Annotated in this window: 33 protein-coding genes; 6 read left to right on the top strand and 27 right to left on the bottom strand. The window is 74.4% G+C overall.

Going from position 1 to position 21,606, the window contains the following annotated elements:
• Nucleotide 1: 1 nt before the first annotated feature.
• The 19 genes from ACQUFX_RS02985 to ACQUFX_RS02895 form a co-directional block, all read right to left on the bottom strand.
• Entirely contained in the window at nt 2-268 is a 267-nt protein-coding gene (locus ACQUFX_RS02985; RefSeq protein WP_428964505.1) for a hypothetical protein, read from the bottom strand.
• Between the two features lie 135 nt (nt 269-403).
• Nucleotides 404-748, bottom strand: a complete 345-nt coding sequence (locus ACQUFX_RS02980; protein WP_428964504.1) for an HNH endonuclease — start codon at nt 746-748, stop codon at nt 404-406.
• Between the two features lie 216 nt (nt 749-964).
• On the bottom strand, nt 965-1,744 hold the full coding sequence (locus tag ACQUFX_RS02975) for a DUF7341 domain-containing protein (protein WP_428964503.1): 780 nt from the start codon (nt 1,742-1,744) through the stop codon (nt 965-967).
• A complete protein-coding gene (locus ACQUFX_RS02970; RefSeq protein ID WP_428964502.1) occupies nt 1,741-2,811 on the bottom strand; it encodes an HNH endonuclease in 1,071 nt (356 codons plus the stop codon). The genes ACQUFX_RS02975 and ACQUFX_RS02970 overlap by 4 nt, the downstream gene beginning before the upstream one ends.
• Before the next feature lie 109 nt (nt 2,812-2,920).
• Nucleotides 2,921-3,205: a hypothetical protein gene (locus ACQUFX_RS02965; RefSeq protein ID WP_428964501.1), complete on the bottom strand. Its 285-nt coding sequence runs from the start codon at nt 3,203-3,205 to the stop codon at nt 2,921-2,923.
• A gap of 3 nt (nt 3,206-3,208) precedes the next feature.
• On the bottom strand, nt 3,209-3,412 hold the full coding sequence (locus ACQUFX_RS02960) for a hypothetical protein (protein WP_428964500.1): 204 nt from the start codon (nt 3,410-3,412) through the stop codon (nt 3,209-3,211).
• On the bottom strand, nt 3,402-3,713 hold the full coding sequence (locus tag ACQUFX_RS02955) for a hypothetical protein (protein WP_428964499.1): 312 nt from the start codon (nt 3,711-3,713) through the stop codon (nt 3,402-3,404). The genes ACQUFX_RS02960 and ACQUFX_RS02955 overlap by 11 nt, the downstream gene beginning before the upstream one ends.
• Nucleotides 3,713-4,222 (bottom strand): hypothetical protein, encoded by a 510-nt coding sequence (locus ACQUFX_RS02950; RefSeq protein ID WP_428964498.1) that lies wholly within the window; start codon nt 4,220-4,222, stop codon nt 3,713-3,715. The genes ACQUFX_RS02955 and ACQUFX_RS02950 overlap by 1 nt, the downstream gene beginning before the upstream one ends.
• Nucleotides 4,223-4,228: 6 nt before the next feature.
• The gene (locus tag ACQUFX_RS02945; RefSeq protein ID WP_428964497.1) at nt 4,229-4,399 is read right to left on the bottom strand and encodes a hypothetical protein; all 171 of its coding nucleotides are present in this window, start codon (nt 4,397-4,399) and stop codon (nt 4,229-4,231) included.
• Complete coding sequence (locus tag ACQUFX_RS02940; protein WP_428964496.1) at nt 4,396-4,689, bottom strand: WhiB family transcriptional regulator; 294 nt, start codon at nt 4,687-4,689, stop codon at nt 4,396-4,398. The genes ACQUFX_RS02945 and ACQUFX_RS02940 overlap by 4 nt, the downstream gene beginning before the upstream one ends.
• Entirely contained in the window at nt 4,686-5,585 is a 900-nt protein-coding gene (locus ACQUFX_RS02935; RefSeq protein ID WP_428964495.1) for a hypothetical protein, read from the bottom strand. Before ACQUFX_RS02935 ends, ACQUFX_RS02940 begins: the two co-directional genes overlap by 4 nt.
• 99 nt (nt 5,586-5,684) lie before the next feature.
• Entirely contained in the window at nt 5,685-6,977 is a 1,293-nt protein-coding gene (locus ACQUFX_RS02930; protein WP_428964494.1) for a hypothetical protein, read from the bottom strand.
• Nucleotides 6,974-7,195 (bottom strand): hypothetical protein, encoded by a 222-nt coding sequence (locus ACQUFX_RS02925; RefSeq protein ID WP_428964493.1) that lies wholly within the window; start codon nt 7,193-7,195, stop codon nt 6,974-6,976. The genes ACQUFX_RS02930 and ACQUFX_RS02925 overlap by 4 nt, the downstream gene beginning before the upstream one ends.
• 5 nt (nt 7,196-7,200) lie before the next feature.
• On the bottom strand, nt 7,201-7,434 hold the full coding sequence (locus tag ACQUFX_RS02920; RefSeq protein ID WP_428964492.1) for a hypothetical protein: 234 nt from the start codon (nt 7,432-7,434) through the stop codon (nt 7,201-7,203).
• Nucleotides 7,431-7,682, bottom strand: a complete 252-nt coding sequence (locus ACQUFX_RS02915; protein ID WP_428964491.1) for a hypothetical protein — start codon at nt 7,680-7,682, stop codon at nt 7,431-7,433. Before ACQUFX_RS02915 ends, ACQUFX_RS02920 begins: the two co-directional genes overlap by 4 nt.
• Nucleotides 7,679-8,200 carry a hypothetical protein gene (locus tag ACQUFX_RS02910; protein WP_428964490.1) on the bottom strand — a complete coding sequence of 174 codons (522 nt, stop codon included), beginning with the start codon at nt 8,198-8,200 and terminating at the stop codon, nt 7,679-7,681. The genes ACQUFX_RS02915 and ACQUFX_RS02910 overlap by 4 nt, the downstream gene beginning before the upstream one ends.
• Nucleotides 8,197-8,736: a hypothetical protein gene (locus ACQUFX_RS02905; protein WP_428964489.1), complete on the bottom strand. Its 540-nt coding sequence runs from the start codon at nt 8,734-8,736 to the stop codon at nt 8,197-8,199. Before ACQUFX_RS02905 ends, ACQUFX_RS02910 begins: the two co-directional genes overlap by 4 nt.
• Nucleotides 8,733-9,422, bottom strand: coding sequence for a hypothetical protein (locus tag ACQUFX_RS02900; RefSeq protein WP_428964488.1), 690 nt, complete (start codon nt 9,420-9,422; stop codon nt 8,733-8,735). Before ACQUFX_RS02900 ends, ACQUFX_RS02905 begins: the two co-directional genes overlap by 4 nt.
• A 178-nt stretch (nt 9,423-9,600) precedes the next feature.
• Nucleotides 9,601-9,825, bottom strand: coding sequence for a helix-turn-helix domain-containing protein (locus ACQUFX_RS02895; RefSeq protein ID WP_428964487.1), 225 nt, complete (start codon nt 9,823-9,825; stop codon nt 9,601-9,603).
• 122 nt (nt 9,826-9,947) lie between these two features.
• On the opposite strand from ACQUFX_RS02895, the gene ACQUFX_RS02890 reads away from it, so the two are divergent.
• Nucleotides 9,948-10,193: a helix-turn-helix domain-containing protein gene (locus ACQUFX_RS02890; protein WP_428964486.1), complete on the top strand. Its 246-nt coding sequence runs from the start codon at nt 9,948-9,950 to the stop codon at nt 10,191-10,193.
• Between the two features lie 55 nt (nt 10,194-10,248).
• Nucleotides 10,249-12,075 carry an AMP-dependent synthetase/ligase gene (locus ACQUFX_RS02885; RefSeq protein WP_428964485.1) on the top strand — a complete coding sequence of 609 codons (1,827 nt, stop codon included), beginning with the start codon at nt 10,249-10,251 and terminating at the stop codon, nt 12,073-12,075.
• A 53-nt stretch (nt 12,076-12,128) separates the two neighbouring features.
• Here the strand turns inward: ACQUFX_RS02885 and ACQUFX_RS02880 are convergent, their stop codons facing one another.
• Nucleotides 12,129-13,436: a low temperature requirement protein A gene (locus ACQUFX_RS02880; RefSeq protein ID WP_428964484.1), complete on the bottom strand. Its 1,308-nt coding sequence runs from the start codon at nt 13,434-13,436 to the stop codon at nt 12,129-12,131.
• A gap of 141 nt (nt 13,437-13,577) precedes the next feature.
• Entirely contained in the window at nt 13,578-15,035 is a 1,458-nt protein-coding gene (locus tag ACQUFX_RS02875; RefSeq protein WP_428964483.1) for a MocR-like transcription factor YczR, read from the bottom strand.
• 58 nt (nt 15,036-15,093) lie between these two features.
• On the opposite strand from ACQUFX_RS02875, the gene ACQUFX_RS02870 reads away from it, so the two are divergent.
• Nucleotides 15,094-15,858, top strand: coding sequence for a membrane protein YczE (locus ACQUFX_RS02870; RefSeq protein WP_428964482.1), 765 nt, complete (start codon nt 15,094-15,096; stop codon nt 15,856-15,858).
• Between the two features lie 166 nt (nt 15,859-16,024).
• Nucleotides 16,025-16,486 carry a hypothetical protein gene (locus ACQUFX_RS02865; protein WP_067365300.1) on the top strand — a complete coding sequence of 154 codons (462 nt, stop codon included), beginning with the start codon at nt 16,025-16,027 and terminating at the stop codon, nt 16,484-16,486.
• Between the two features lie 136 nt (nt 16,487-16,622).
• Here ACQUFX_RS02865 and hisF read toward each other — a convergent pair whose 3' ends face one another.
• The 3 genes from hisF to ACQUFX_RS02850 all read right to left on the bottom strand — a co-directional run bounded on the left by hisF (nt 16,623) and on the right by ACQUFX_RS02850 (nt 19,070).
• On the bottom strand, nt 16,623-17,390 hold the full coding sequence (gene hisF / locus ACQUFX_RS02860; RefSeq protein WP_428964481.1) for an imidazole glycerol phosphate synthase subunit HisF: 768 nt from the start codon (nt 17,388-17,390) through the stop codon (nt 16,623-16,625).
• A gap of 117 nt (nt 17,391-17,507) precedes the next feature.
• Nucleotides 17,508-18,509, bottom strand: coding sequence for an NADP-dependent oxidoreductase (locus tag ACQUFX_RS02855; protein WP_428964480.1), 1,002 nt, complete (start codon nt 18,507-18,509; stop codon nt 17,508-17,510).
• 93 nt (nt 18,510-18,602) lie between these two features.
• The gene (locus ACQUFX_RS02850; RefSeq protein ID WP_428964479.1) at nt 18,603-19,070 is read right to left on the bottom strand and encodes a MarR family winged helix-turn-helix transcriptional regulator; all 468 of its coding nucleotides are present in this window, start codon (nt 19,068-19,070) and stop codon (nt 18,603-18,605) included.
• Nucleotides 19,071-19,155: 85 nt separating this feature from the next.
• Here ACQUFX_RS02850 and ACQUFX_RS02845 point away from each other — a divergent pair, with 85 nt between their 5' ends.
• Nucleotides 19,156-19,479 carry an ArsR/SmtB family transcription factor gene (locus ACQUFX_RS02845; protein ID WP_428964478.1) on the top strand — a complete coding sequence of 108 codons (324 nt, stop codon included), beginning with the start codon at nt 19,156-19,158 and terminating at the stop codon, nt 19,477-19,479.
• A gap of 3 nt (nt 19,480-19,482) precedes the next feature.
• The gene (locus ACQUFX_RS02840; protein ID WP_428964477.1) at nt 19,483-19,968 is read left to right on the top strand and encodes an SRPBCC family protein; all 486 of its coding nucleotides are present in this window, start codon (nt 19,483-19,485) and stop codon (nt 19,966-19,968) included.
• 78 nt (nt 19,969-20,046) lie between these two features.
• On the opposite strand, the gene ACQUFX_RS02835 is transcribed toward ACQUFX_RS02840, so the two are convergent.
• The 3 genes from ACQUFX_RS02835 to ACQUFX_RS02825 are packed head-to-tail and all read right to left on the bottom strand — an operon-like array spanning nt 20,047 to nt 21,567.
• Entirely contained in the window at nt 20,047-20,613 is a 567-nt protein-coding gene (locus tag ACQUFX_RS02835; protein ID WP_428966842.1) for a hypothetical protein, read from the bottom strand.
• Between the two features lie 37 nt (nt 20,614-20,650).
• Complete coding sequence (locus tag ACQUFX_RS02830) at nt 20,651-21,202, bottom strand: hypothetical protein (protein WP_428964476.1); 552 nt, start codon at nt 21,200-21,202, stop codon at nt 20,651-20,653.
• Complete coding sequence (locus tag ACQUFX_RS02825) at nt 21,199-21,567, bottom strand: hypothetical protein (RefSeq protein WP_428964475.1); 369 nt, start codon at nt 21,565-21,567, stop codon at nt 21,199-21,201. Before ACQUFX_RS02825 ends, ACQUFX_RS02830 begins: the two co-directional genes overlap by 4 nt.
• Between the last annotated feature and the right edge of the window lie 39 nt (nt 21,568-21,606).

The raw sequence follows: 21,606 nt of genomic DNA, 5'->3' as shown, positions 1-21,606 counted from the left end.
CCTAGAAGCGCGTGCGGGACGGCCGGGGCCGCTCGGCCTGCCGACGCTCGGCAACAGCCGCGATCACCTCGGGAGCGGGCGGCTCGACCTGCACCACCGACGACCAGTGGCCCCGCGCGTAGATCGCCCAGCCGGTCGGGTTGCCGTCGCGGTCCTCGACCGTGACGCTCAGGTCTCCCTCACTGGAGACCGTGGCCTCGACCACGTCTCCGCCGATCGTGCCGCCCCGCTCCGGGTCCAGGAATCCGACCACTCGAACCTTCACCATCGCCCCCCATTTATCGATCAGCGCCAATTGGATGCCGGTTTTCGAGGTGCCCCCGCGAAATTTCATTCTGAGATTTGGAGAGCTTCACTACCGCCGACGGTGTCCCCGGCCCCCACCGTCGTGATCGCAACTCCCCTACCCCGCACGTGCCCGGCGAGCTGCACGGATGCGCTCCGCCTCACTCTTGCTCTCGTGGCAGGGCGACTCGCAGATCGCGCCGAGGTTGTCCGGCTCGCGCGGCGATCCGCCCTCCGAAACCGGCATCTTGTGATCGACCTGTGTCGCTGTCTGCTGGTGGCAGACGTAGCACGTCCAGTCGTCGCGGACCAGGATCCGCTGGCTCAGCGCGTCCCACTCCGACCGGCTCATGCCGTAGCGCTGCTCGAACGGTGCCCGGCCCGCCCACGCCGGCCGCTGGTGCTCTTCGCACCGGCCGCGTACGACCAGGGTCCGGCAGCCCTGCTCGGCGCAGCGGCTCATCGGCGCGGTCGGCACGGCAACCTCCGACAAAACCGGGGAAGGGCGGGGCAACCCCGGGGGGTGGGGGGGATGCCAGTGGGGCCCCGCACCATGCGGAGCCCCACCGTCCCGGAGCCGATCCCGGGTGACTGGCTGAGCAGACCGTGCGGCGGGCAGAATGCGCCACGCCGATCATGCACCGGATTCGGACATTCGCGCAAATCCCGAGGTCGAGGTCTAGCCGATCGGCTGCTCCGGAAGCCACGCGCCGTGCCCGGACCGTCCGGACCGGACCCGCTCGCTCGTGACCGACCGGGCGTCAGTCTGGGCGGCGATGTGCTCGGCGAGTACTCGGATGCTGCCGTCGGTGTCATCCCAAACGCTGCGGCAATCCGTGCAGTACGCGGCCCGGCGAGCCAGGGCCACCCGTAGCGTGCCGGCCCGCCCGCACGTCAGCACCGGGCAGGTGGCGCGCGGCCGGTACGGCTCGGCGGCCCAGCCGATCAGGGCCGCCGCCCGGGTTCGCCAGGCGCGCATCGCCCGGTACAGCGCGTCCGCCTGGTCGTCGTTGACGATCCGTGGCTCGCCGGCCGCGCCGGCCAGCTGCCGCACGTCGCCCTGCACCGTGGCCCGCCGGCGCAGGTCGAGCGCGGCGCACCAGCCGGCGATCTCGGCGTCGATCTCGACGTAGGCGGCCAGGGGGTCCCAGGTGCCCGGCGGCCGGGACTGGGGCACCGGTCGGGCGCCCGGGGTGTCGTCGGTGGAGCTGACGCCGTGCACGGCGACGTCGTCGAGCTGTGCCAGCAGACCGGGGTGGTCCTCGGTGTGTACGCCGACCAGCTTGATCCGGCCGCCCCGGGTCTTCGTGTAGGTCGGGACGTGGGTGCGGTAGGTGTCGGTGAGCTGGGCGGCGATCCCGCGCAGCTCGTCGACGAGCTGCCGGCGGCGGCCCGATTCGCGGACGTTGGCCGCCCCGGCCGGGCCCGGACGGGGCGAGGTGTGCGAGGTGTCGGTCATGGCTGTTCCTCGGCAGGGATCGGGGCGTCTGGGTCCGGGGGCTGGGGTGGGTGTCCGGCGTGGTGCTCGGGCAGGGGGCGGCCGTGGCGGAGGTAGGGAGATCCGTGCAGGGGTCCGCGCGGGGTGGTCGGGGGTCCGATCCGGTGCGGGGTGGGGAGTCCGGGGCGTGGGGGACCTGTGGGGGGAGCGGTGCCCGACCCGGCCCGTCCCGTCCCGGGAGACGACGCGACCTGAGTCAGAGCGCTGGTCTCGTCGCTGGTCTGCGGGTATGCGGGCGCGTTGGTACTGGTCACGGGGTACGTGACGAGTGTTGGACTTGGGTCCGGAGCTATGTCCGGACTTGGGTCGGGACTTGGGTCCGGACCTGGGTCAGGACTTAGATCCGACGTAGGTCCAGGTCCAGGTGCCGCACCAGCGGGCGCGGGCGGCTGCTCGCCGGGGGCGGGCAGCAGGACCAGGCCGGCCGCCTCGGGGGTCCGCTTGCTCTTGCGGCGGTTGCAGCCACGGCAGGCCACCACGAGGTTCGACATGCCGTCGGCCACCTCGGGGTCGACGTGGTCGAAGGTCAGGCCGGCGTCACTGACCCTGTCGGAGTGCTGGCAGGTCCGGCCGCAGTAGCGGCAGACGTCGCCGTCCCGGGCCCGCACGGCTGCCTTCAGGGCGCTGTTTTTCAGCTCCTTGGCCTTGGCCTTGTGGACGTCGTTCTCGCTGCGGCTGGGGTTGCGGTCGAGGTAGTCGTGGATCAGGTACTCGTAGTCGTCGACCCACGTCCGGCCGGTCATGCACTCGCACTGCTCGCCGTCCTCCCGGCGGTGCAGCAGCGGGGCCCGGCCGTACCGGGCCCGGAACAGCCGCGCGTTGGCCTCATCCCAGCCGTGCAGGTCGAGGATGTCGGCGGTGAGGAACCCATCGGAGCGCTCCCCGGACACCCAGGACAGCACCTGGACCCACACGCCCAGCGCCTCGGCACGCTGCTTCTTGGCGCGCAGCCCGGTGGCCCCGGGGTCGGCCAAGCCCCGGACCTTGACGCTCATCGCCAGCCGGTCGTCGATACGCCCCCAGGGCATCAGCGACCCCCGACCCAGTGAGTGATCAACATCTATGGTCCTTCCGGAACGGCGACGGCGCGGCCACCTCGGGGGTGACCGCGCCGTGGGTTGAGCAGGTCGGAGTCCGTCAGGCCGGCCGGCAGGCAGGGCAGCGGGATCCGGGCAGGCCCCACGTGGGGCGGTAGCAGCCGACGCAGGACACGTACTCGTAGCCGGCCGGGGGCGACGCCTTGGCCTCGGGCACCTCGCCCGGGTCGTCGTCCCCGGGCACCTGCCCGGTGAGGGCCTTGTCGACCAGCGCACGGCCCTTGCGGGCACGCTCGGCGGCCTGCTCGGGGCTGCGGACCTCCCGGGCGGCAAGGTCCCGCTCCCACGGGGTGCGCCCCCTGGGGGGCCGGTACGCGCGGGGCACCGGTCAGCCCTCCGTCACGGCGGCCGGCGCCGGGAGCATCCCCAGGGCGGCCAGCACCACGATGGCGACCATGGCGAGGGTGATCAGCCCGGCCAGGAGCCCAGCCAGAGCCGACACGAGGCGGCTGTGAACCATCCGTGCGTAGGCCATGAGCAGCACCGCCGGCACGGCCAGGCCGAGGATCAGCCACAGAGTCTCAGGCCGCATCGGTGTCACCACCAGCCGGGGCGGACGCCGGGCGGGCCCGGCCGGCGATCACGGCGAGCGACTCGGCGATGGAGACCAGCGCATTGGTGCGCGCGAGCTCCATCATCGCGTCCTGCCGGCCGCGCCACCGCGCTTCCTGGTCCGGGTGGACATAGCCCTCGTCCAGCCGCTTGACGACCTGCTCGGTGAACCGGGCGAGGTTGCGCATGTGGGCCACCGCGTCGTCGAGGTGACTGCGGTCCGCGTTCGTCGTGTCCGACGGCGCGGTGACCGTCTCGGTGGTGCTGGCCTGGTCGCTCATCAGGCGGCGCCCGGCGTGCTGGTGTCGCTGGCCTTCGCGTCCTCGGCCTGCTGCTGGGCGGCGGCAAGGACGGCCTCGCCTCGGTCGGTCAGCCGGTAGAGCCGGACGCCGTCGTGGTCCGCAGCCTCGGCCAGCTCGACCAGCTCGGCCTTCTTGAGCGGGCGGAGTCGGGCCGTGGCGCGGCGGGTGTGGTGCCGGTTGTCGGACAGCCGCTCGTAGTCCGGCCGGCGGATGCGGGGGTCCATGTGGACCTGCCCGCGCTGGACTGCGGCGAGCAGCTCCACCTGCTCGACCTCAAGGACGATCTCCATGGTGTCTCCGTTCGTACGTGCGTGCAGTCGGCTGCCGTCGATCACCAGCAGGTGCTTGCGGCGGCGGCCGGCCGGCGGGGGTTCGGCGGCACGGCCGGCCAGGGCTCGGTCGACCGGGTGCGGGGGCGCGGCCGGCGGCAGCGGGCGGGGCCCGAACCGCTCCACGGCCAGCGCGGCGAGCAGGTCGTCCTTCGTCATTACCGGTCACCCCCGGGCCTGCTGTGGGCAGACCGGGCAGTCCCGGCGGGTGTACCGGTACGGCCGGCCGGTGCGGGTCGCGGTGACCGTGGCGCCGCACAGGTGCGGGTACGGCTCGTCGACGAGGACTGGCCGGCCGCGCACGGCCGACGCGACGAGCCACTGGCCGGGGGTCACGCGGTCACCGGGTGGCCGTTGCGGCGGGTCTGGTGGCCGTGGGCGGCGAGCCGCTGCGGGTGGCTCTGCCCGGCCCAGATGCCGTGCAGGCTGTACGGGGGCTGCGCCATCGCCCACGCCTCGCACCGTGCCCGGACGGGGCAGCGCTGGCAGTACAGGAGGTCCGCGACCTGGGCAGCCTCGGCGCTGTCCTCGTCGAAGAACATGCCCGGGTCCGCTCCGGCGCAGGCCGGCTGATCGTCGAAGTGCAGGAAGCTGACGCCGACGCTGCGGGTGCCGATGGCGGTCATGACGGGCCGTCCGGGATCTCGGTGGCGGCCATGCGGCGGATGAGCAGCAGCATCCGGTCGGCGCGGCCCGGGTGGATCGCCGGCCGGCGGATGAAGTGGCCGGCCGCGTCGGGGTCGACGTCGCCGCGCCAGTACCTGACGCGCCACCCGAGGTCGTTCCGGTTGACGGGCATCCGGAGGGGGTCCGCGCCGTACAGGCGGCGCAGGCCGGTGTCCTCGGACGGCGACCAGGTGACGATGACCGGGGTGGCGAGCAGGGTGCGGATCTGCTCGGCGACCGTGTCGGGGTCGACGGCGTGCGGTGGGACGGCGCGGACCCGGGGGCCGGCGGTGCGGATCGTCGTGTCGACCAGCCGCCGGCCGGCGACGTCGACGGCGTCGACGCGCAGGGCGACCGGCGATGCATCCTGCCGGCCGGACGGTGCCGGGGGCCGCAGGATCGTCTGGACGCGCAGCACCACCGCCGGCCGGTCGGCGAGGATCTGGCGGGCCCAGCGGACGACGTCGACGCGCTCGGCGCTCGCCTTGTCCACGAACTCGCGTAGCTGCCGGATCCGGGTGCACAGCCGGCACAGGTGGCGCCCGTTGACCCAGATCAGCGGCCGGTCGGGGCGGGCGCCGCAGCCGCCGCACACCCGGCCGCCGCCGGCCCGCCGTCGGGCCGCTTCCAGGTGGCCGATCGTCGCCGAGGACGGCTCCGACTCGGCCAGCGCGTACAGGTCGAGCAGCACCTTCTTGCCGCGCCAGTCGCTGGTCTGCACCCGGGCGCGCACGAGCCCGGCCGGCACCCGGGGCAGGTCCAGATCAGCCAACTGGGTCCGCGTGTGGAGGCCGTCCGGGACGGCCCGCCAGCCCTGGTAGACCGGCGGGGCCGCCGTCGCGTCCGGGGTCACCACGACGCCACCAGCAGCGCCACCACGGCCACGATCACGGCCACGGCGGCGGGCGTCGCGCAGCCCCACCCGTCGGGGTTGTAACGCTGCTCGTCGGGCTGGTCAGGCACTCTGGTTCTCCTTGAGGTTTCCGTCGATCGCGTCGCCGGCGCGCAGACCGGCCTGGACGCCGGCGGCGTACAGGGCGGAGAGGTGGGCCGGGAGGATGCCCAGCGCGCAGAGCACGTCCAGGGCCTGATCGACGCTGGCCGGGTAGATGTCGGTGCCGCCGACGGGCTCGTACCGGCCGCCGCCGGCCAGCCACCGGATGGACAGGTCGGTGGGCGGCCACCACTGGACGTCGACGACGTCGACCGGGTTGGTGCCGCCACGGTGCAGGGCCTGGGCGGTCGACGTGTGCGGCAGCTCGTACTGGTGGGGCGCGGTGCGTCGGCCGCCGACGGCCCGCAGGTGGTAGAGCGCGGCGCGGACCCGGGTGATGGTCGCCGGGCCCAGACCGGCCGGCCCGGTGGTGGGGGTTACCCCCGCCCCGCCGCCGGGGGGCGGCGGGGCGGGAGCTGGGCCGGTCGCGCCTCCCCGCGCGTCCGGCCCATCCGCCGGGGCCCCACTGCCCCCGGCGGCCGTCTCGACAGGCCGGACGTAGGCCGGCGCGACCTCGGCCACGGCGGCGATCCGCCGGGCCGGGTCGGAGTGGTACTCGCTGCCGACCCCGGCGAGCGGGTCCGGGTCGGCGGCCGGAGCGGAGGCGTGGCCGTCCGCCCCGCCCGGGTCAGCCGCCGCACCACGGGCGGTCTCATCCGGCCAGCACGTCCGGCACCAGGTCGGTGCGTACCGCTCCCGCGCATCCCCGGCCGACAGCGTCTCCCCGTTCGCCGTGGCCCGGTTGCACCGGGTCCACGCCGGGGAGTGCAGGCCGTGTCCGGGGATGCCCTTGCGGGTGGCAGCGATCCACACCTGCTCATCCGGGGCCGGCCCGACACCGGCCACGGCGACCTGCGCGGCCGGTGTCGGGCGGGTGGTGGCGTACGTCTTGCCATCCGCGCCCCGGGTCGTTGACGGCACCCGACCGGCGGCGACGGCCGGGGCCAGGTCCCGGCGGACCGTCGCTTCGGACAGACCCAGCGCGGCGCCGATCGCCCGGTTCGACATGTTGGCCAGCCGCAGCGCCTCCACGGCGCGGGCCCGGTGCACCTCCGGCACCCGCAGCATGTCGGCGGTGAACTCGCCCGTGACGTACGCCGCCCAGTCGGCATACCCGAGCACCGCCCAGTCTCGACGTTCCCACGCGAGGGCGATTTCCTCGACGGTCTCCAGGTACGAGCGGATGCCGGCGCGGATGCGCTCGGCGCGGGCCCGCGCCACCTCGACCGTGGACGTCAGCACCGTCACGGTCACCGGTCGGCCCTCCGCGCCGTGTCCGCCGGCGGCACCGGGGCCGGCGGACACGGCAGCGCCTCGGCGGTCAGCCGGCCGGCGGCGGCGAGCGCGTCCAGGACGGCGCGGGCCTCGATCCGGCACCACTCGCTGGGTGCGGTCGGGGTGGTGCCCGTCTGCTGCCAGAGCACGGCAGCGACCAGGTCGACGTCGCTGTCGGAGTACGGCGGGATGGTCACGGCGGTCAGTCCTCTCGCTCGCCGAGGATCGCGGCGTCTCGGTCCCGCGCAGCCGCCAGCAGGTCGGGCGACGGCGGGCGGGTACGGGTGGATCGGGTCGGGGCGGGTGGGGTGTGCCCGGCGTCGTCCGGGGTGCCGACCCGGCGGCAGGTGCGGCACACCTGCCGGTCACGGTGGTCCGGCGGCAGGTCCGGGTCCGGATCCCAGGCGTCGCACAGCCGGGGCTGCCGGGCGGTCACGGCCGGGCCGCCGGATCGTCGACGGCGGCCGGGGCAGCCAGGCCGGTCAGCAGGTTCTCCCCGTCGTGGCCGGCCTGGTCACCGTGACCGGCCAGGGTGCCGAGGCCGGGCAGCGCGACCGGGGCGGCCTGGGCGCGGGCGGCCCGGCGGCGCTCCCGCCAGCAGCCCGACCCGACACGACGGGCCCGGGACACCGCCGTGCGCACGGGCCGGCCGCAGTCCAGGCACACCACCGGTCGGGTGTTCATGCGGGCCGGGCCTCGGCCGCCGGCATCCGGGGGATGACCGCCGTGGTGGTGAGGTCCGCCGGGCCGGCGACGTCCCGGGCCGTGCCCGTCGGCGACGGGTCAGCGGCCGGCGGGTCGACGGCGGGCGGGGTGAAGTCGTACGGCGGGTACTCGGCCACCAACGCGAGCTGACCGAAGTCCTCGACGGCCTGCTCCGGGCTATACCAGGCGCCGCCCTGCGCGGCGATCAGCCAGTCGGTACCGACGTCGGACTCATCGGCCCGCCAGCGCACGGCGAAGAACAACAGGCCGTGCTCGACGGCTCGCCACGTCTGCCCGGCGTGGACCTGCGGCGCGCACGGGTGCACGTAGACGGTCGGTTCGTACCGGCCGTCGACGAGGGGCAGCACGATCACGTCGTTCGGGCGCCCGGGGAACGTGACCCGCATCTGGAGGTCCCCGTGGGCCACGATCGTGGCGCGCGGGATCTCCAGTCGGACCTGGGTGCCCGGGGGCGTGCGGCTGATGTCCCCGCTCACCGGGGTTCTCCCATCCCGAGGACCTGCGGGCACTCGCCCCGGTCGTAGAGGGGTCGGGACACGGCGTGCAGTCCTCGGTACCGCTCCAGGCGGGCCCGCCGGTCGGCCAGGATCATCGTGACGGCCACCGCGCCGACCCAGGCCAACACCGCCACGATCAGCGCGGCGAGGATCCCCGGTGTCACCGATCCCCGGCGGGCGGCACCGGCCACCAGGGCGACCAGCACCACCAGGGCGACCAGCAGGCCCGTCGCCACCGGCCAGCCGTCGCGTCCTGGCGGCGGAAGCCCCGGTGCTGCGGACAGCCGCTGGCGGGCCGTGCGGTCCGCCGCGACCCGGGCCGCCCGCCGGCGGCGCTGCACCCGGCCCCGACGGGCCACCCACCGGGCAGCCAGCCGGTCCCGGACCTCGCGCCACCAGATGCCCAGCCAGAGCGTGGCCGCGACCAGCAGCACGGTCAGCAGCAGTCCGAGGATCTCCGGTGCCGCGTAGCGGACGCCGGACGTGAGCGCTGCGAGGATCTCGGCCGTGGTCACCGGACCACCGCCCCGGCGGGCATCGGAGCCGGCGCGGGCTCGGCCGGCACCCGGGCGCCGTCACCGGGCTCGGTGGCGGTCACCATCACGGACCAGCCCCGCCAGAGCGCCCAGGCGCAGTAGACCCGCTCCGGGTTGCCGGTCCGGCCGACCGTGTCCCGCACGGACGCGCCGCGCGCCGCGCCGATCGCGGCAGCCCAGGCCTGCGCCTGCTCGATCGTGTCCAGCCCGATGATCGCTACCAGGTCGTTGACGGCCCGGCCCGGAAACCGGATCTCGGACGGGGCCGGCAGCGCCGGACGGCCGTCGATCGCGTACGAGCGGCGCGTGATCTCCCGTGCCATCGCGGCCCGCGCGATCCGGACGCCGGCCGGCTGCCCGGCCCCGTCGGTGATCACCGGGCCGGTCAGTCGGGCGTCGGCGAGGTGGTCCCGGCCGTCCCCGCACCGGGCGATACCGGCGACGGCGTGCACCTCGGCCGGGATCGCGGCGTCGGCGAGCGCCGCCATGACGTAGGCCTCGTCGCCGGTGCACACCGACACCGAGCCGCGCAGCACTCCGCGCGCCGGGTCGGCGAACATCTCGACGATGAGGGTGGCGGGGCCACCGCACACCGGGAGATCCGGCAGCCGGCCCACCGTCACGGTGGGCGGTGCGGATCCGTTCTGCTGCGGTACGTTGGTCATCTCGACCAGTCCTTTCCGTTCTGATGCCGGTTGGTGAGTGGGTCGGGAACCCGGGGTCACGGCCTGCACGCCGTGGCCCCGAACTCGTGATGCGGCCAGATCGATCAGCGGGGTCGCGGGGGAGCCATCGGCCGGGGGTTACCGGGGCCGGACGGGCTCGGGCCGGACGGGCCGGGGGTCACGCGGTGGTCCGCGCCGGGTCGACCAGATCCGCGACCGGCACGTTGACGACCTTGGCGATGCGGCCGAGGTCAGATGCCCTCCACGGGACCTCCCCGCGCAGCCGCCGGGATACGTAGGACTGGCTGGCGCCGATGCGCCTGGCCAGTTCCGACCCGCTCAGGGATCGCTCATCGAGCAGCGCCCGAACTTGGGTACTGATCAGCGCCTCGTCTTGTTGCATGGCGACATGTCTAGTCGCTGAGTGACTTACATGTCAAGTCACTCAGCGACTTATTTCAACTCCGAGAGACCAATCAAGCCCGGGGCGTGACGCCTAGTCGCTAAGCGCTTAGAATCCTCGCCATGAGGACCGCGAAGACCACCCTCCGTGAGTACACCGCAGGGGAGCTCCGGGCACGACTAGCCCGCGAGCGCATCAGCGTCACCGCACTCGCCCGCCGCCTCGGCTGGTCCCAGTCCTACCTGGCACGGCGCGTTGACGGACGTGTCGCCTTCGACCTCGACGACCTGGAGAAGGTGGCGGACGAGCTGGGAATCCACGTAGCCGATCTCTTGCCGACCCCGTCGACTGCAAATACCCTTCCGTAACCGCAGAACGACGTGACCCCCGTCACGCCTCCACCCCCCGAAGGCGGCTACAGCGATGTCTCTCGATGTACCGTACCGTTCCATCCCCGACATGTTCCTCAAGCGCGTGGCCGCGTCCGGCGACCGGCCCGCCTTCGCCCACCCCGCCCCGGACGACTCGGGGCCGGTCTGGTTGACCTGGGAACAGGTCGGTCACCGCGCCAAGGCGGTCGCCGCCGGGCTGCACGGCCTCGGCGTCGGCCCGGAGGACCCGGTCGCGATCCTGGCCGGCACCCGCCTCGACTGGGTGATCGCCGACCTCGGCATCATGTGCGCGGGGGGCGCCACCACCACCGTCTACCCCACCACCGAGCCGGACGACGCGGCGTACATCATCGGCGACTCCGGCTCCCGGGTGCTGTTCGCCGAGGACCCGGCCCAGGCGGCGAAGATCGCCGGGGCGAGCCTGCCGGCGCTGACCCACGTGGTCCTCTTCGACGGGGCCGCCGACCCCGCCGCCGCCGTCCCCCAGCTCACCCTCGCCGAGCTGGAGGAGCAGGGGGCGCGGGCGCTCGCGGCCGACCCGGGCCTGATCGACCGCATCGTCGCCGGCATCGGCCCCGAGCACGTGGCCACGCTCATCTACACCTCCGGCACCACCGGCCGCCCCAAGGGCGTCGAGCTGCTGCACGGCGGCTGGTGCTGGGAGGGCGTGGTGCAGGCCGAGACCGGCCTGCTCAACCGCGAGGACCTGCACTACCTGTGGCTGCCGCTGTCGCACTCGTTCGGCAAGACGCTGCTCTGCGGCGGCATCCACGTCGGCGTGCCCACCTACGTCGACGGCCGGGTGGAGAAGCTGGTCGACCTGCTGAGCGTGGTGAAGCCGACGCTGATGTGCGGGGCTCCCCGGGTCTTCGAGAAGGTCTACAACAAGGCGGTCACCACCGCCCAGGACGCCGGTGGGGCGAAGGCCAAGATCTTCGCCTGGGCGGTGGCGGTCGGCAAGGAGAAGGTCGCCCTGACGCAGGCCGGCACCCCGCTGCCCGCCGGGCTACGGCTGAAGTACGCGATCGCCGAGAAGCTGGTGTTCAGCAAGCTCCAGGCCCGCCTCGGCGGACGGATCCGGGTGCTGGTCTCCGGCGCCGCCCCGCTGAGCCCGGACATCGCCACCTTCTTCGCCGCCGCGAACCTGCCCATCTCCGAGGGGTACGGGCTCACCGAGACCAGCGCCGGCAACTTCGTCAACCGGCCCGGCCAGCAGCGCATCGGCACCGTCGGGCAGGCCATGGGCGACCTGGAGTGCCGGATCGACACCGACGGCGAGATCCTGCTGCGGGGCCGGCCGGTGATGCGCGGGTACCACAACCTCCCCGAGGAGACCGCCGCCGCGTTCACCGAGGACGGCTTCTTCCGGACCGGGGACATCGGCAGCCTGGACGCCGACGGCTACCTGCAGATCACCGACCGGAAGAAGGACCTGGTCAAGACCTCGGGCGGGAAGTACATCGCGCCCTCGCACATCGAGGGGATGTTCAAGGCGATCTGCCCGTACGTCTCCCAGGCGGTCGTCATCGGCCAGGCCCGCAACTACTGCACCATGCTGGTCACCCTGGACCCGGACGCGATCGCCGGCTGGGCCGCCGGCGGTCCGCTGGCCGGCCGCCCGTACGCCGAGGTCGTCACCTCGGCCCAGGCCCAGGCCATGGTCGAGGAGTACGTCGGGCAGCTCAACGCGAAGCTGAACCGGTGGGAGACCATCAAGAAGGTGACCGTGCTGCCCCGGGACCTCACCATCGAGCAGGGCGAGATGACCCCGTCCATGAAGATCAAGCGGCGGGGCGTGGAGACCAACTTCGCCCCCCAGATCGACAAGATGTACGAGGGCTCGCTGGCCGAACTCTGAGCCCGGGACCGTCGGCGGTCGGGTCCCGCCCGGGGCCCGACCCCGCCGGCGGCTCACAGGTGCTCGTGCCGCCACCGGCTCGCCTCGACCTCGGCCGCCTCCTGCTCGGCCAGCGCCACCTGCCGGACCCGGGCGCGGCGCGACCCCTCCCCCCGGGTGCCCCAGAGGACCAGCCCGACGCAGACCAGCGCCAGCAGCAGCAGCGCGTGCAGGGCCGCGATCCGGGCGCCCACCGGCGCGAGCGCGCCCAGCACCGCCACCGCGACCAGCGACCGCCAGCGCAGCACCCGCAGCGCCCGCAGCCCGCACACGACGAGACTGAGCAGGTACAGCGCGACCCCGCCGTAGAGCACGGCGATCCAGAAGCCGCCCAGCGGCTCGCCCCACGGCGGGGACACCGGGTCGGCCGCCTCGACCAGCAGGTCCTTGATGCCGAGGGCGAACAGGATGATCCCGGCGACGATCGGCAGGTGCAGGTACGTGTACACGTCCCGGGCCAGCCGGCCCCGCGCCGTCGGGTCGCGGGTGGCGTGCAGGGCCTGCTCGGCGGCGGGCGCCAGGGTGTCGAAGTACGCCCACCAGAGCGCGGCGGCGACCGCGATCCCGGTCACCGCGGCGACCACCACCGGCCAGGTGAGCGGTAGCTGGCTCGTGACGAACTTCTGGCTGAGCCCCAGCGCGATGATCGACTCACCGAGGGCGATCAGCACCATCAGCGCGTGCCGTTCCGCCCAGTGCCCGGCGGAGAGCACCACCCAGTACGCCTTGCCCAGCGTCACGCCCGCCCCGTACTCCAGCAGCAACGCGCCGGTCCAGAAGCCCAGTTGCAGGGCGGTCGCCACCCCGCCGTGGGCGATCCGGGGCGGCACCAGCGCGGCGGCGACCAGCAGGCCCCCCGCGACGACCGGCAGCACGGCGAGCAGCGCCCAGCGGCGCAGCCGCGCCGGATCGTCCCGGACGATCCAGCCGAAGACCGCGAGCTGCGACGCGCGGACCAGGAAGTAGCAGCTGGCGAAGACGAGCGGACCGTCCAGCCCGCCCGGTCGTTCCCCGAACGCCCCGGGGATGCTCAGCGCGAGCAGGAAGGTGGCGGCGATGGTGACGAACCCGACCAGCGGCAGGAGGCCCTGGTCCGCGCGGACGGCGTTGCCGAGCCCGGCGAAACCGGTCCAGCACCACCAGAGCAGCCCCAGCACCAGCAGGCAGCGGAACACGTTGGCGGCGCTCGGGTAGTACCCGGTCAGTGAGGTGACGTTGAGGAAGGCGAAGACGAAGACGAGGTCGTAGAAGAGCTCCAACCGGGTGACCCGCGAGCCCGGCGCACCCAGCCTGACCAGCCCGGATCGGGTTTCTACGGCCACCTGGGCAGTCTCCCAGCCGGTCCGGCCGGCCCGGACCCGATCGCCGGAACCAGCGCCCGGCTCCGGCTCGGGGCCGGCCCGGGGTCGGCCCCGGCTCCGGTGGCGGGCCGGCGGGTGGGCGGCGGCCGGGTCGGGCCGGGGTCAGGCGATGACCGCCGGTTCCCGCCACTGCGGGCGGACGGCGCGGTCCAGGTCGTACCGGACCGCGGCGAGCCGCCCGACCGCCTCGACCAGGTCGGCGGCGGGCAGGGTGAAGGGCAGCCGGAGGAACCGCTCCAGCGTCCCGTCCAGCCCGAACCGGGGGCCCGGGGCGAGCCGTACCCCCTCGTCCTCGGCGGCGCGGGCGAGAGCGCTGGAGATCGGCCCGTCCAGCTCCGCCCAGAGGGTCACCCCGCCGCGCGGCACGGTGACCCGCCACTCGGGCAGCCGGGCCGCCAGCGCGTCGATCAGCACGTCCCGCTGGGCGGTGAGCTGCCGCCGCCGGTCGGCGACGATGGCCGGGGCGTCGGCGAGCAGGTGGACGGCGACGAGCTGGTCCAGCACCGGGCTGGCCATGTCCACCCCGACCCGCGCGGCGGCGAGCCGCTGCACCTGCGGGGCGGAGGCCCGGACCCAGCCGATGCGCAGCCCGCCCCAGTACGGCTTGCTCATCCCCCCGATGGAGATCACCCGGGAGTGCCGGTCGTAGGCGGCGGTGGGCGGTGGGAGCACGGTGTCGTCCAGCGGCAGGTCCACGAACGACTCGTCGATGATCAGGTCGGTGCCGACCGAGTGGGCCGTGGCGACGAGCCGCTCGCGCAGCTCGGCCGGCATCAGGTGGCCGGTGGGGTTGTGGAACTCCGGGATCAGGTACGCCAGCTTCGGCCGGCCCTGCCGCAGGCTGCCCAGCAGCAGCTCACCGTCCCAGCCGGCGTCGTCGGTGGAGAGGCCGTGGGTGGTGATCCGGGCCCGCCGGGCGGCGAGCGAGGCCAGCCCGTTCGGGTACGTCGGCGACTCGACGAGCACCCCGCCGCCGGGCGGGAGCATCAGCCGCAGCACCAGGTCCAGCGCGTGCTGGGTACCGCTGGTGACCATGATCTGCTCGGCCCGGGTGGGCAGGCCACGCTCGGTGTACCCCCGGGCGACCGCCTCCCGCAGCTCGATGATCCCGGTCGGGTGGTACCCGGCGCCGCCGAGGTAGCGGGGCAGGTCCTCGGTGGCGGCCCGGGCCGCCGGCAGGAGCTGCGGCGGGGCGGCGAGCGCGGCGATGCCGAGGTCGAGCATGTCCCGGTCGTCCGACGGGGTCCACAGCCCGGAGCTGGCCACCCGGTGGGTGCCCGGGAGCATCGTCCAGCTCCCGGCGCCCCGCCGGCTGGCCAGGTGGCCGGTCTCGCGCAACTGCCGGTACGCGGCGCTGACCGTGGTCCGGCTGATCCGCAAAGCGTCCGCCAGCTCCCGCTCGGCCGGCAGGCGTACCCCCAGGGGGAGCCGGCCGTCGGCGAGCAAACCCCGGACGGCGGCGGCCAGGGCGGCGTAGTCCGGACTGCGCCGACGGCCCGGCAGGGCATGCCACTGCCCCAGCAGTCGGGCCAATTGGCTTCCCCGTACCTGGCTCGTCACCGCCACCCCTCCAATATTGGCTCTTTCATCTCGCGAATTGGACCCTAGGGTGGCATGCATGGCACCAACTGGCAATCTCCGGTACCGACCGGCGCGGCGACTCGTCCAGCTCTACCTCGGGCTCGTGCTCTACGGGACGAGCATGGCCATGATGATCCGCTCGGATCTCGGCCTGAACCCGTGGGACGTCTTCCACCAGGGCTTATCGATGATCACCGGCATGTCGATCGGCGCCGCCACCATCGTCACCGGCATCCTCGTCCTGCTGCTCTGGATTCCGCTGCGGCTGCGTCCCGGCCTCGGCACGGTGAGCAACGTGCTGGTCATCGGGGTGGTGGTGGACCTCGCCCTGGCCCTGCTGCCCACCGGGATGCCCCTGGCCGCCCGGATCGGGCTGCTGGTCGTCGGGATCGTGGGCAACGGCCTGGCCACCGGCCTGTACCTCGGCGCCCGCTTCGGTCCGGGCCCCCGCGACGGCCTGATGAGCGGGTACGTCGCCCGCCGGCCGGGCCGCTCCATCCGGCTGGTCCGTACCGTCATCGAGGTCACCGTGCTGGCCCTGGGCTGGCTGCTCGGCGGCACCGTCGGCATCGGCACCGTCGCGTACGCCCTGGCGATCGGCCCGCTGGCCCAGGTGTTCATCCCGATGTTCACCGTCGCGCCCCCGGCCGGGCCCGACACCGGGACGCCGGGCGGACAGGCCGCCGGCACCTCGCGCGGTGGCACGGACCCGAGTGGTACCCGGCCGCACGCCGCTTCCGCCCCGCAGCCCGCCGCCCCGCAGCCCGCCGCCCCGCAGCCCGCCGCCCCGCCGGTCGGGTGAGCACGCGGCGCGCTCACGCCCGACGCCCGGCGCGCTCACGCCCGGCCGGGTCCGGTCGACGGAGAGTGAGCCGCGCCGCACCGAACCCACCCCGCTGACCTGCCCGGACGTCCCGACCGAAAAGACGGTGTTTCCTCGGCCGCCCGCGCCAGGCATCATCTGGTGCATGGGGGAGAACGGTTGGCGGTGGACCGACGCCTGGATCTTCGTCTCGCTGGTGATCGCGAGCGGTGCCGGGCGGCATCGCCGCGCCGCCACCACCCGGCGTCCCGAGGGGGTACGCCTGGCAGACGTGCTGTCCACAGCGGACCACCTCAACCAGGCCATCCCGCAGCGGCACGAGGTGGAGGAGGCCGTCCGGCGGCTGGTCGGCTCCGGGCTGGTCAGCGTCACCGACGGCTGGTTCCGGATCACCCCTGACGGCGAGCGGCTGTGGCGGACCCGGCCCAGCGCCGGCCTCGGCACGACGGTCGACAAGATGCAGGGCGTCCTGAGCCGGCGGCAGGCCCCGGGCGCGGTCGAGTGGGACCTCGACGAGGCCGAACACGCGGCGGCGGTGCAGGAGTACTTCGTCCGCTCCATCCCGGCGCCGCGCCGCTCCCCCGAGGGACATCCCCGCCAGGGCTGAGCCGCCGACGGCCGCAGCCCTCGGGGCCGACCACCGATGCCGAAGCGCCGGGTGCCGCCCGTCGACGACGGGCGGCGTGGGCGTGCCGCCCCCGGGCCGGGGTGCGGAAAGGGCGGTCGACCGGGCGGTCGGCGGGTCAGCGGACGGGGTGCCCGGCGGTGCGCAGGGCGTCCTTGACCTCGGTGACGGTCAGCTCGCCGAAGTGGAAGACGCTGGCGGCCAGGACCGCGTCCGCACCCGCGCCGATCGCGGGCGGGAAGTGGACCACCTCACCGGCGCCCCCGCTGGCGATCACGGGCACGTCGACCACCTGCCGGACCGCGCCGATCAGTGCGAGGTCGAAGCCGGCCTTGGTCCCGTCGGCGTCCATCGAGTTGAGCAGGATCTCGCCCGCCCCCAGCTCGGCGCCACGGCCGGCCCACTCGACCGCGTCGAGGCCGGTGCCCCGCCGGCCGCCGTGCGTGGTCACCTCGAACCCGCTGGGCGTGGTGCCCGCCGGTGCCCGCCGGACGTCCAGCGAGAGCACCAGCACCTGCCGGCCGAACCGGTCGGCGATCTCGGCGATCAGCTCCGGCCGGGCGATCGCGGCCGTGTTCACCCCGACCTTGTCCGCGCCGGCCCGCAGCAGGGTGTCGACGTCGGCGACCTGCCGGACCCCACCGCCGACGGTCAACGGGATGAAGACCGACTCCGCCGTCCGCCGGACCACGTCGAGCATGGTGCCCCGGTCGCTGGAGGAGGCGGTGACGTCGAGGAAGGTGAGCTCGTCCGCGCCCGCCCGGTCGTACGCCGCGGCCAGTTCCACCGGGTCACCGGCGTCGCGCAGGTCGAGGAAGTTGACTCCCTTGACCACCCGCCCGGCGTCCACGTCCAGACAGGGGATCACCCGTACCGCCACCGTCATGCCGGAAAGCCTATCCCGTCCCGCCCCGCCACCTGCCGCCCCGGCCTGCCCCCGGGGTGCCCGGGGATGTGAGAAGGGGACCCTTCTCTACCGGAGGCGTTAACAGGGGGCCCTTCCTTACACCCGGACGAGCATCTTGCCGAGGTTGTCACCGCGCAGCAGGCCGAGGAAGGCCTCGGGCGCCTGCTCGAGACCGTCGACAATCGTCTCGTCGTAGGACAGCTTCCCCTCGCGCAGCCAGCCGGCCACCTCCGTGACGAACTGTTCCCGCAGGTGGCCGTGGTCGGCGACGAGGAACCCGCGCAGGGTCAGTCGCTTGCCGATGACCTGCGCCAGGTTGCGCGGCGCGGCCGGCGGCTCGGTGGCGTTGTACTGGGCGATCATGCCGCAGATCGCGGCCCGGCCGTGGAGGTTCATCGCCGCGATGGCGGCCTCCAGGTGGTCGCCGCCGACGTTGTCGAAGTACACGTCGACGCCGTCCGGGGCGGCGGCGGCCAGCGAGTCCCGTACCGGGCCGTCGTGGTAGTCGAACGCGGCGTCGAAGCCGAGCGCACGCAGCCGGTCGACCTTGGCCGCCGAGCCGGCGCTGCCGATGACCCGGCCGGCGCCCTTGAGCGTGGCGATCTGGCCGACGAGGCTGCCCACCGCGCCGGCCGCGGCGGAGACGAAGACGGTCTCGCCGGGCTTCATCGCGGCCACCTCCAGCAGCCCGGCGTACGCGGTGAGCCCGGTCATGCCGAGCACCGACAGGTACGCGGTGACCGGGGCCAGGGTGGGGTCGACCGGGCGGGCGGCGGTGGCGTCGAGGAGGGCGTACTCCCGCCAGCCGAGCCCGTGCAGCACCACGTCGCCGGGGTCGAACCCCTCGGCCTCGCTCGCCACCACCTCGCCGACCGCCCCACCGTCGAGCGGGGCGTCGAGCCGGTACGGCGGCACGTAGGACTTGACGTCGTTCATCCGGCCCCGCATGTACGGGTCGACGGAGACGAACTGGTTGCGCACCACGATCTGCCCCGGACCGGGGGTGGGCACGGCGGTCTCGACGAGGCGGAAGTTCTCCGCCGTCGGCCACCCGGTGGGGCGGGAGGCGAGGTGGATCTCACGGTTGACGGTGCTCATGGGCCTGCCTTTCGGGCGCCGGTACGGGTTGTCGGGGGTCGCGTCCGTGCGGTGGCGTACCCGGGCCGGCGGGCGGCCCGGGGGTGCCGACGGTCACGACCGCTCCGTCGCTCGGTGGATGGTCTCGGTGACCCGGGTGAGGGTGTCGCGCAGGCCGACCAGCTCCGCCTCGGTGAGGCCGGTCGCCGCGGCCACGCGCTGCGGCACCTGGCACATCGGCTGCCGCAGCGCGTGGCCGGCGTCGGTCAGCGTCACCTCCACCCGCCGCTCGTCGCGGCTCGACCGCCGCCGTCGCACCAGCCCCGCCGCCTCCAGCCGTTTCAGCAGCGGCGAGAGCGTGCCGGAGTCCAGCCGCAGCGCGGTGCCGAGTTCGGAGACCGTGGGCGCGGTCCGGCCGGGGCCGGCGACGGCGTCCCGTTCCCAGAGCACCAGCAGGACCAGGTACTGCGGGTAGGTCAGCCCGAACTCGTCGAGGATCGGCCGGTAGACGTCGGTCAGGGCGCGCTGCGCCGCGTACAGCGCGAAGCACACCTGTCGGCGTACCCCCGGCGGATCGGTCACGCCTCGACCGTAGCGCCCAATTCGATTGTGCGCGACTTACATTATATGCCTTGACAGTTATATAATCAGCGAAGCATTATGAGGCGTGGTCGATCTCTTCACCGTGCTGGCGGACCCGAGCCGCCGGCGGATCCTGGACACCCTGCGGGGCGGCGACGGGCTGATCGTCAAGGAGCTGACCGCCGCGCTCGACCTCTCCCAGCCCAACGTCTCCAAACACCTGCGGGTGCTGCGCGAGGCCGGGCTGGTCACCGAGACCGTCGAGCGGCAACGCCGCCGGTACCGGCTCCGGCCCGACGCGCTGCGCGAACTGGACGCCTGGCTCGCACCGTACCGGCGGTTCTGGGTCCAGCGCCTGGACGACCTCGCGGACCACCTCGACAGCACCACGCCTCCGGAAGGAACCTGAGCCATGGGCACCGACGTCACCCTGGACACCAGCGGCCCCGACGGGCCGGTCCTGCACTTCGCCCGCCGGTACCCGCACCCCCCGGCCCGGGTGTGGGCGGCGCTGACCACCGGGGCCGAGTTGAGCCGGTGGTTCCCCTGCCGGGTGGAGATCGACGCCCGCCCCGGCGGGTCGCTCACCCTGGACTTCGGCGACAGCACGCCGCAGACCGCACCGATCACCGAGTTCGACCCGCCCCGGGTGCTGGCCTTCACCTGGAGCGGGGAGCACCTGCGCTGGACCCTGGCGGAGGACGGCGGCGGGTGCCTGCTCCGGCTGAGCAACACCGTGCTCGACCCGGACTGGACGGCCCACACCGCCGCCGGGTGGGACCGTTGCCTCGCGGACCTCGCCGCGACGCTGGCCGGGGGGACCCCGCCGCCCGGCGGCGGCCCGGACGAGGCGTTGATCGCTTACTACCGGCGGGTGCTGCCGCCCGCCCGGCGGTGACGGCAGGACCGGGCAGCGACGTCGGAACCCGGCAGTGACCTCGGAACCCGGCAGCGACGGCAGCGCCCGGCGGTGCCGTCAGAAGCGGGTGGCCACCGTGCGGGCGACCCGCTCCAGCGGGGCCCGGTTCTCGGCCGGGTCGTTGAGCCGGACCAGGCGCACCGAGACCCACACCCCGGACTTGTGGACGAAGACCGCCTCCTGCGTGGCGTACGCCTCGTCGCCGACGCCGGCCAGCGGGCGCAGTTCGTGCCCGAGTTCCCGCTCGATGCCGAGGAACTTCGCGGCCCCGTCCCCGACGAAGACCTCGACCTGGGCGGTCGGCCCGTCGACCGGCCCGGTGTACGTGCAGGTCTCCCGGACCGGCACGGGCTCGTTCAGCGCGGTGCCGGCGAGCTGCTCGGCCTCCCGCTGGTCGACCAGCGCGCAGGCCTCCGGCACGGCTGCGCCCGTCGGCTCCCCCGGCTCCGCCGAGGGCTCGGTCCCCGGCTCCGCCGGACGCTCGGCGCTCGGCACGGGCGGTTCCCCGGCCCCGGACGGCACCGGCTCGCCGGGGCCGCCACAGCCGGTCAGCCCGAGCGCGGCCAGCGCCACGACGGCCGGCGTGACCAGCCCGAGCGCGGCCCGGCGGGTACCACGTCGCATCTGCTTCACCAGGGACTCCTGTCGGTCGGGACGATGCTCAGAGCCGGGTACGGACCAGGCCCACGAGGCGGACCAGGGTGGGTCGGTCCCGGTCGTCGGTGACCGAGGTGACCACGGTGAGCTCGCAGTACCGGTCCCCCACGGCGAACTCGGCGGCACCGGTGCGCACGAACCGGATACCGTCCGGTCCGGGCTCGGGCGTGCCGAGGATCGGGTCGGGCGTGGGCAGGTTCCCGTCGACGGCGGTACCCGTCCGGCCGATGCTAAGCGTGATCGAGTGGTACGTCTCCGGGTTCTCCCACCCGCAGCCGTCGGTGCCGGGGCGCGGCCCGCCGTGCTCGCCGATCACCTCGGTCACCTCGGCGGCGGTGAGCAGCGTGCAGGGATCCGGTGCGGCGGCCTCCCCACCGGTCGGGGCGGTACCGCTCGACGCCGGGGCCGGCACCCGCCCCGCCCCGGGCACCGACGGCGGCTCGGCGCACGCGACCAGGCCGGTGGCCAGGAGCAGCGCGACCGCCGACGCGCGGAGTCGACGCCGCGCCACCACGGCCCGGCGGTACGGCGCACGGCTGGTCGGCACGTCGATCATGGCAGGTCTCCCCCGGTCCCCGGCGCCGGCGACTCCGGCGCGCTGAGCGAATCCGCAGGCCCGCGCGGCTCCGCAGGCCCGATCGGTTCCGCACGGCCCAGCAACTCCGCAGGCCCGAGCAGTTCGGCGGACCCGAGCCACTCGGCGGGCCCGAGCCGGTCGACCCGCCACCGGGCGGCGGCGGCCACCGCGGCCACCGTCTGCGCGTCCGGCCCCTCGACCAACGCGAGCACCACCCCGTCGGTCGGGAGCCGTACCGCGCCGCGGAGCCGGGTCGTCCCGGTGGTCAGCCGGTCGATCGCGTCGTCGGCGTCCTCACCCGCGACGCGGTCGTACCGTTCGAGCGCGAAGAGTCGACGGGCCACGACCTGACGTTAGGTCGGCGCGGGCCTGCGGTAATCGGG

This window comes from Micromonospora fluostatini (assembly GCF_050410825.1).
Classification (GTDB): Bacteria; Actinomycetota; Actinomycetes; order Mycobacteriales; family Micromonosporaceae; genus Micromonospora; species Micromonospora rosaria.
This window is presented reverse-complemented; position numbering and strand designations above follow the sequence as displayed.

Excerpts from the sequence above, each read along its gene's own strand:
- ACQUFX_RS02985 (WP_428964505.1), bottom strand. The coding sequence starts at position 268 with ATGGTGAAGGTTCGAGTGGTCGGATTCCTGGACCCGGAGCGGGGCGGC.
- ACQUFX_RS02980 (WP_428964504.1), bottom strand. The coding sequence starts at position 748 with ATGAGCCGCTGCGCCGAGCAGGGCTGCCGGACCCTGGTCGTACGCGGC.
- ACQUFX_RS02975 (WP_428964503.1), bottom strand. The coding sequence starts at position 1,744 with ATGACCGACACCTCGCACACCTCGCCCCGTCCGGGCCCGGCCGGGGCG.
- ACQUFX_RS02970 (WP_428964502.1), bottom strand. The coding sequence starts at position 2,811 with ATGCCCTGGGGGCGTATCGACGACCGGCTGGCGATGAGCGTCAAGGTC.
- ACQUFX_RS02960 (WP_428964500.1), bottom strand. The coding sequence starts at position 3,412 with ATGCGGCCTGAGACTCTGTGGCTGATCCTCGGCCTGGCCGTGCCGGCG.
- ACQUFX_RS02955 (WP_428964499.1), bottom strand. The coding sequence starts at position 3,713 with ATGAGCGACCAGGCCAGCACCACCGAGACGGTCACCGCGCCGTCGGAC.
- ACQUFX_RS02950 (WP_428964498.1), bottom strand. The coding sequence starts at position 4,222 with ATGACGAAGGACGACCTGCTCGCCGCGCTGGCCGTGGAGCGGTTCGGG.
- ACQUFX_RS02940 (WP_428964496.1), bottom strand. The coding sequence starts at position 4,689 with ATGACCGCCATCGGCACCCGCAGCGTCGGCGTCAGCTTCCTGCACTTC.
- ACQUFX_RS02915 (WP_428964491.1), bottom strand. The coding sequence starts at position 7,682 with ATGAACACCCGACCGGTGGTGTGCCTGGACTGCGGCCGGCCCGTGCGC.
- ACQUFX_RS02900 (WP_428964488.1), bottom strand. The coding sequence starts at position 9,422 with ATGACCAACGTACCGCAGCAGAACGGATCCGCACCGCCCACCGTGACG.
- ACQUFX_RS02895 (WP_428964487.1), bottom strand. The coding sequence starts at position 9,825 with ATGCAACAAGACGAGGCGCTGATCAGTACCCAAGTTCGGGCGCTGCTC.
- ACQUFX_RS02890 (WP_428964486.1), top strand. The coding sequence starts at position 9,948 with ATGAGGACCGCGAAGACCACCCTCCGTGAGTACACCGCAGGGGAGCTC.
- ACQUFX_RS02885 (WP_428964485.1), top strand. The coding sequence starts at position 10,249 with ATGTCTCTCGATGTACCGTACCGTTCCATCCCCGACATGTTCCTCAAG.
- ACQUFX_RS02870 (WP_428964482.1), top strand. The coding sequence starts at position 15,094 with ATGGCACCAACTGGCAATCTCCGGTACCGACCGGCGCGGCGACTCGTC.
- ACQUFX_RS02865 (WP_067365300.1), top strand. The coding sequence starts at position 16,025 with ATGGGGGAGAACGGTTGGCGGTGGACCGACGCCTGGATCTTCGTCTCG.
- hisF (WP_428964481.1), bottom strand. The coding sequence starts at position 17,390 with ATGACGGTGGCGGTACGGGTGATCCCCTGTCTGGACGTGGACGCCGGG.
- ACQUFX_RS02855 (WP_428964480.1), bottom strand. The coding sequence starts at position 18,509 with ATGAGCACCGTCAACCGTGAGATCCACCTCGCCTCCCGCCCCACCGGG.
- ACQUFX_RS02840 (WP_428964477.1), top strand. The coding sequence starts at position 19,483 with ATGGGCACCGACGTCACCCTGGACACCAGCGGCCCCGACGGGCCGGTC.
- ACQUFX_RS02835 (WP_428966842.1), bottom strand. The coding sequence starts at position 20,613 with ATGCGACGTGGTACCCGCCGGGCCGCGCTCGGGCTGGTCACGCCGGCC.
- ACQUFX_RS02830 (WP_428964476.1), bottom strand. The coding sequence starts at position 21,202 with ATGATCGACGTGCCGACCAGCCGTGCGCCGTACCGCCGGGCCGTGGTG.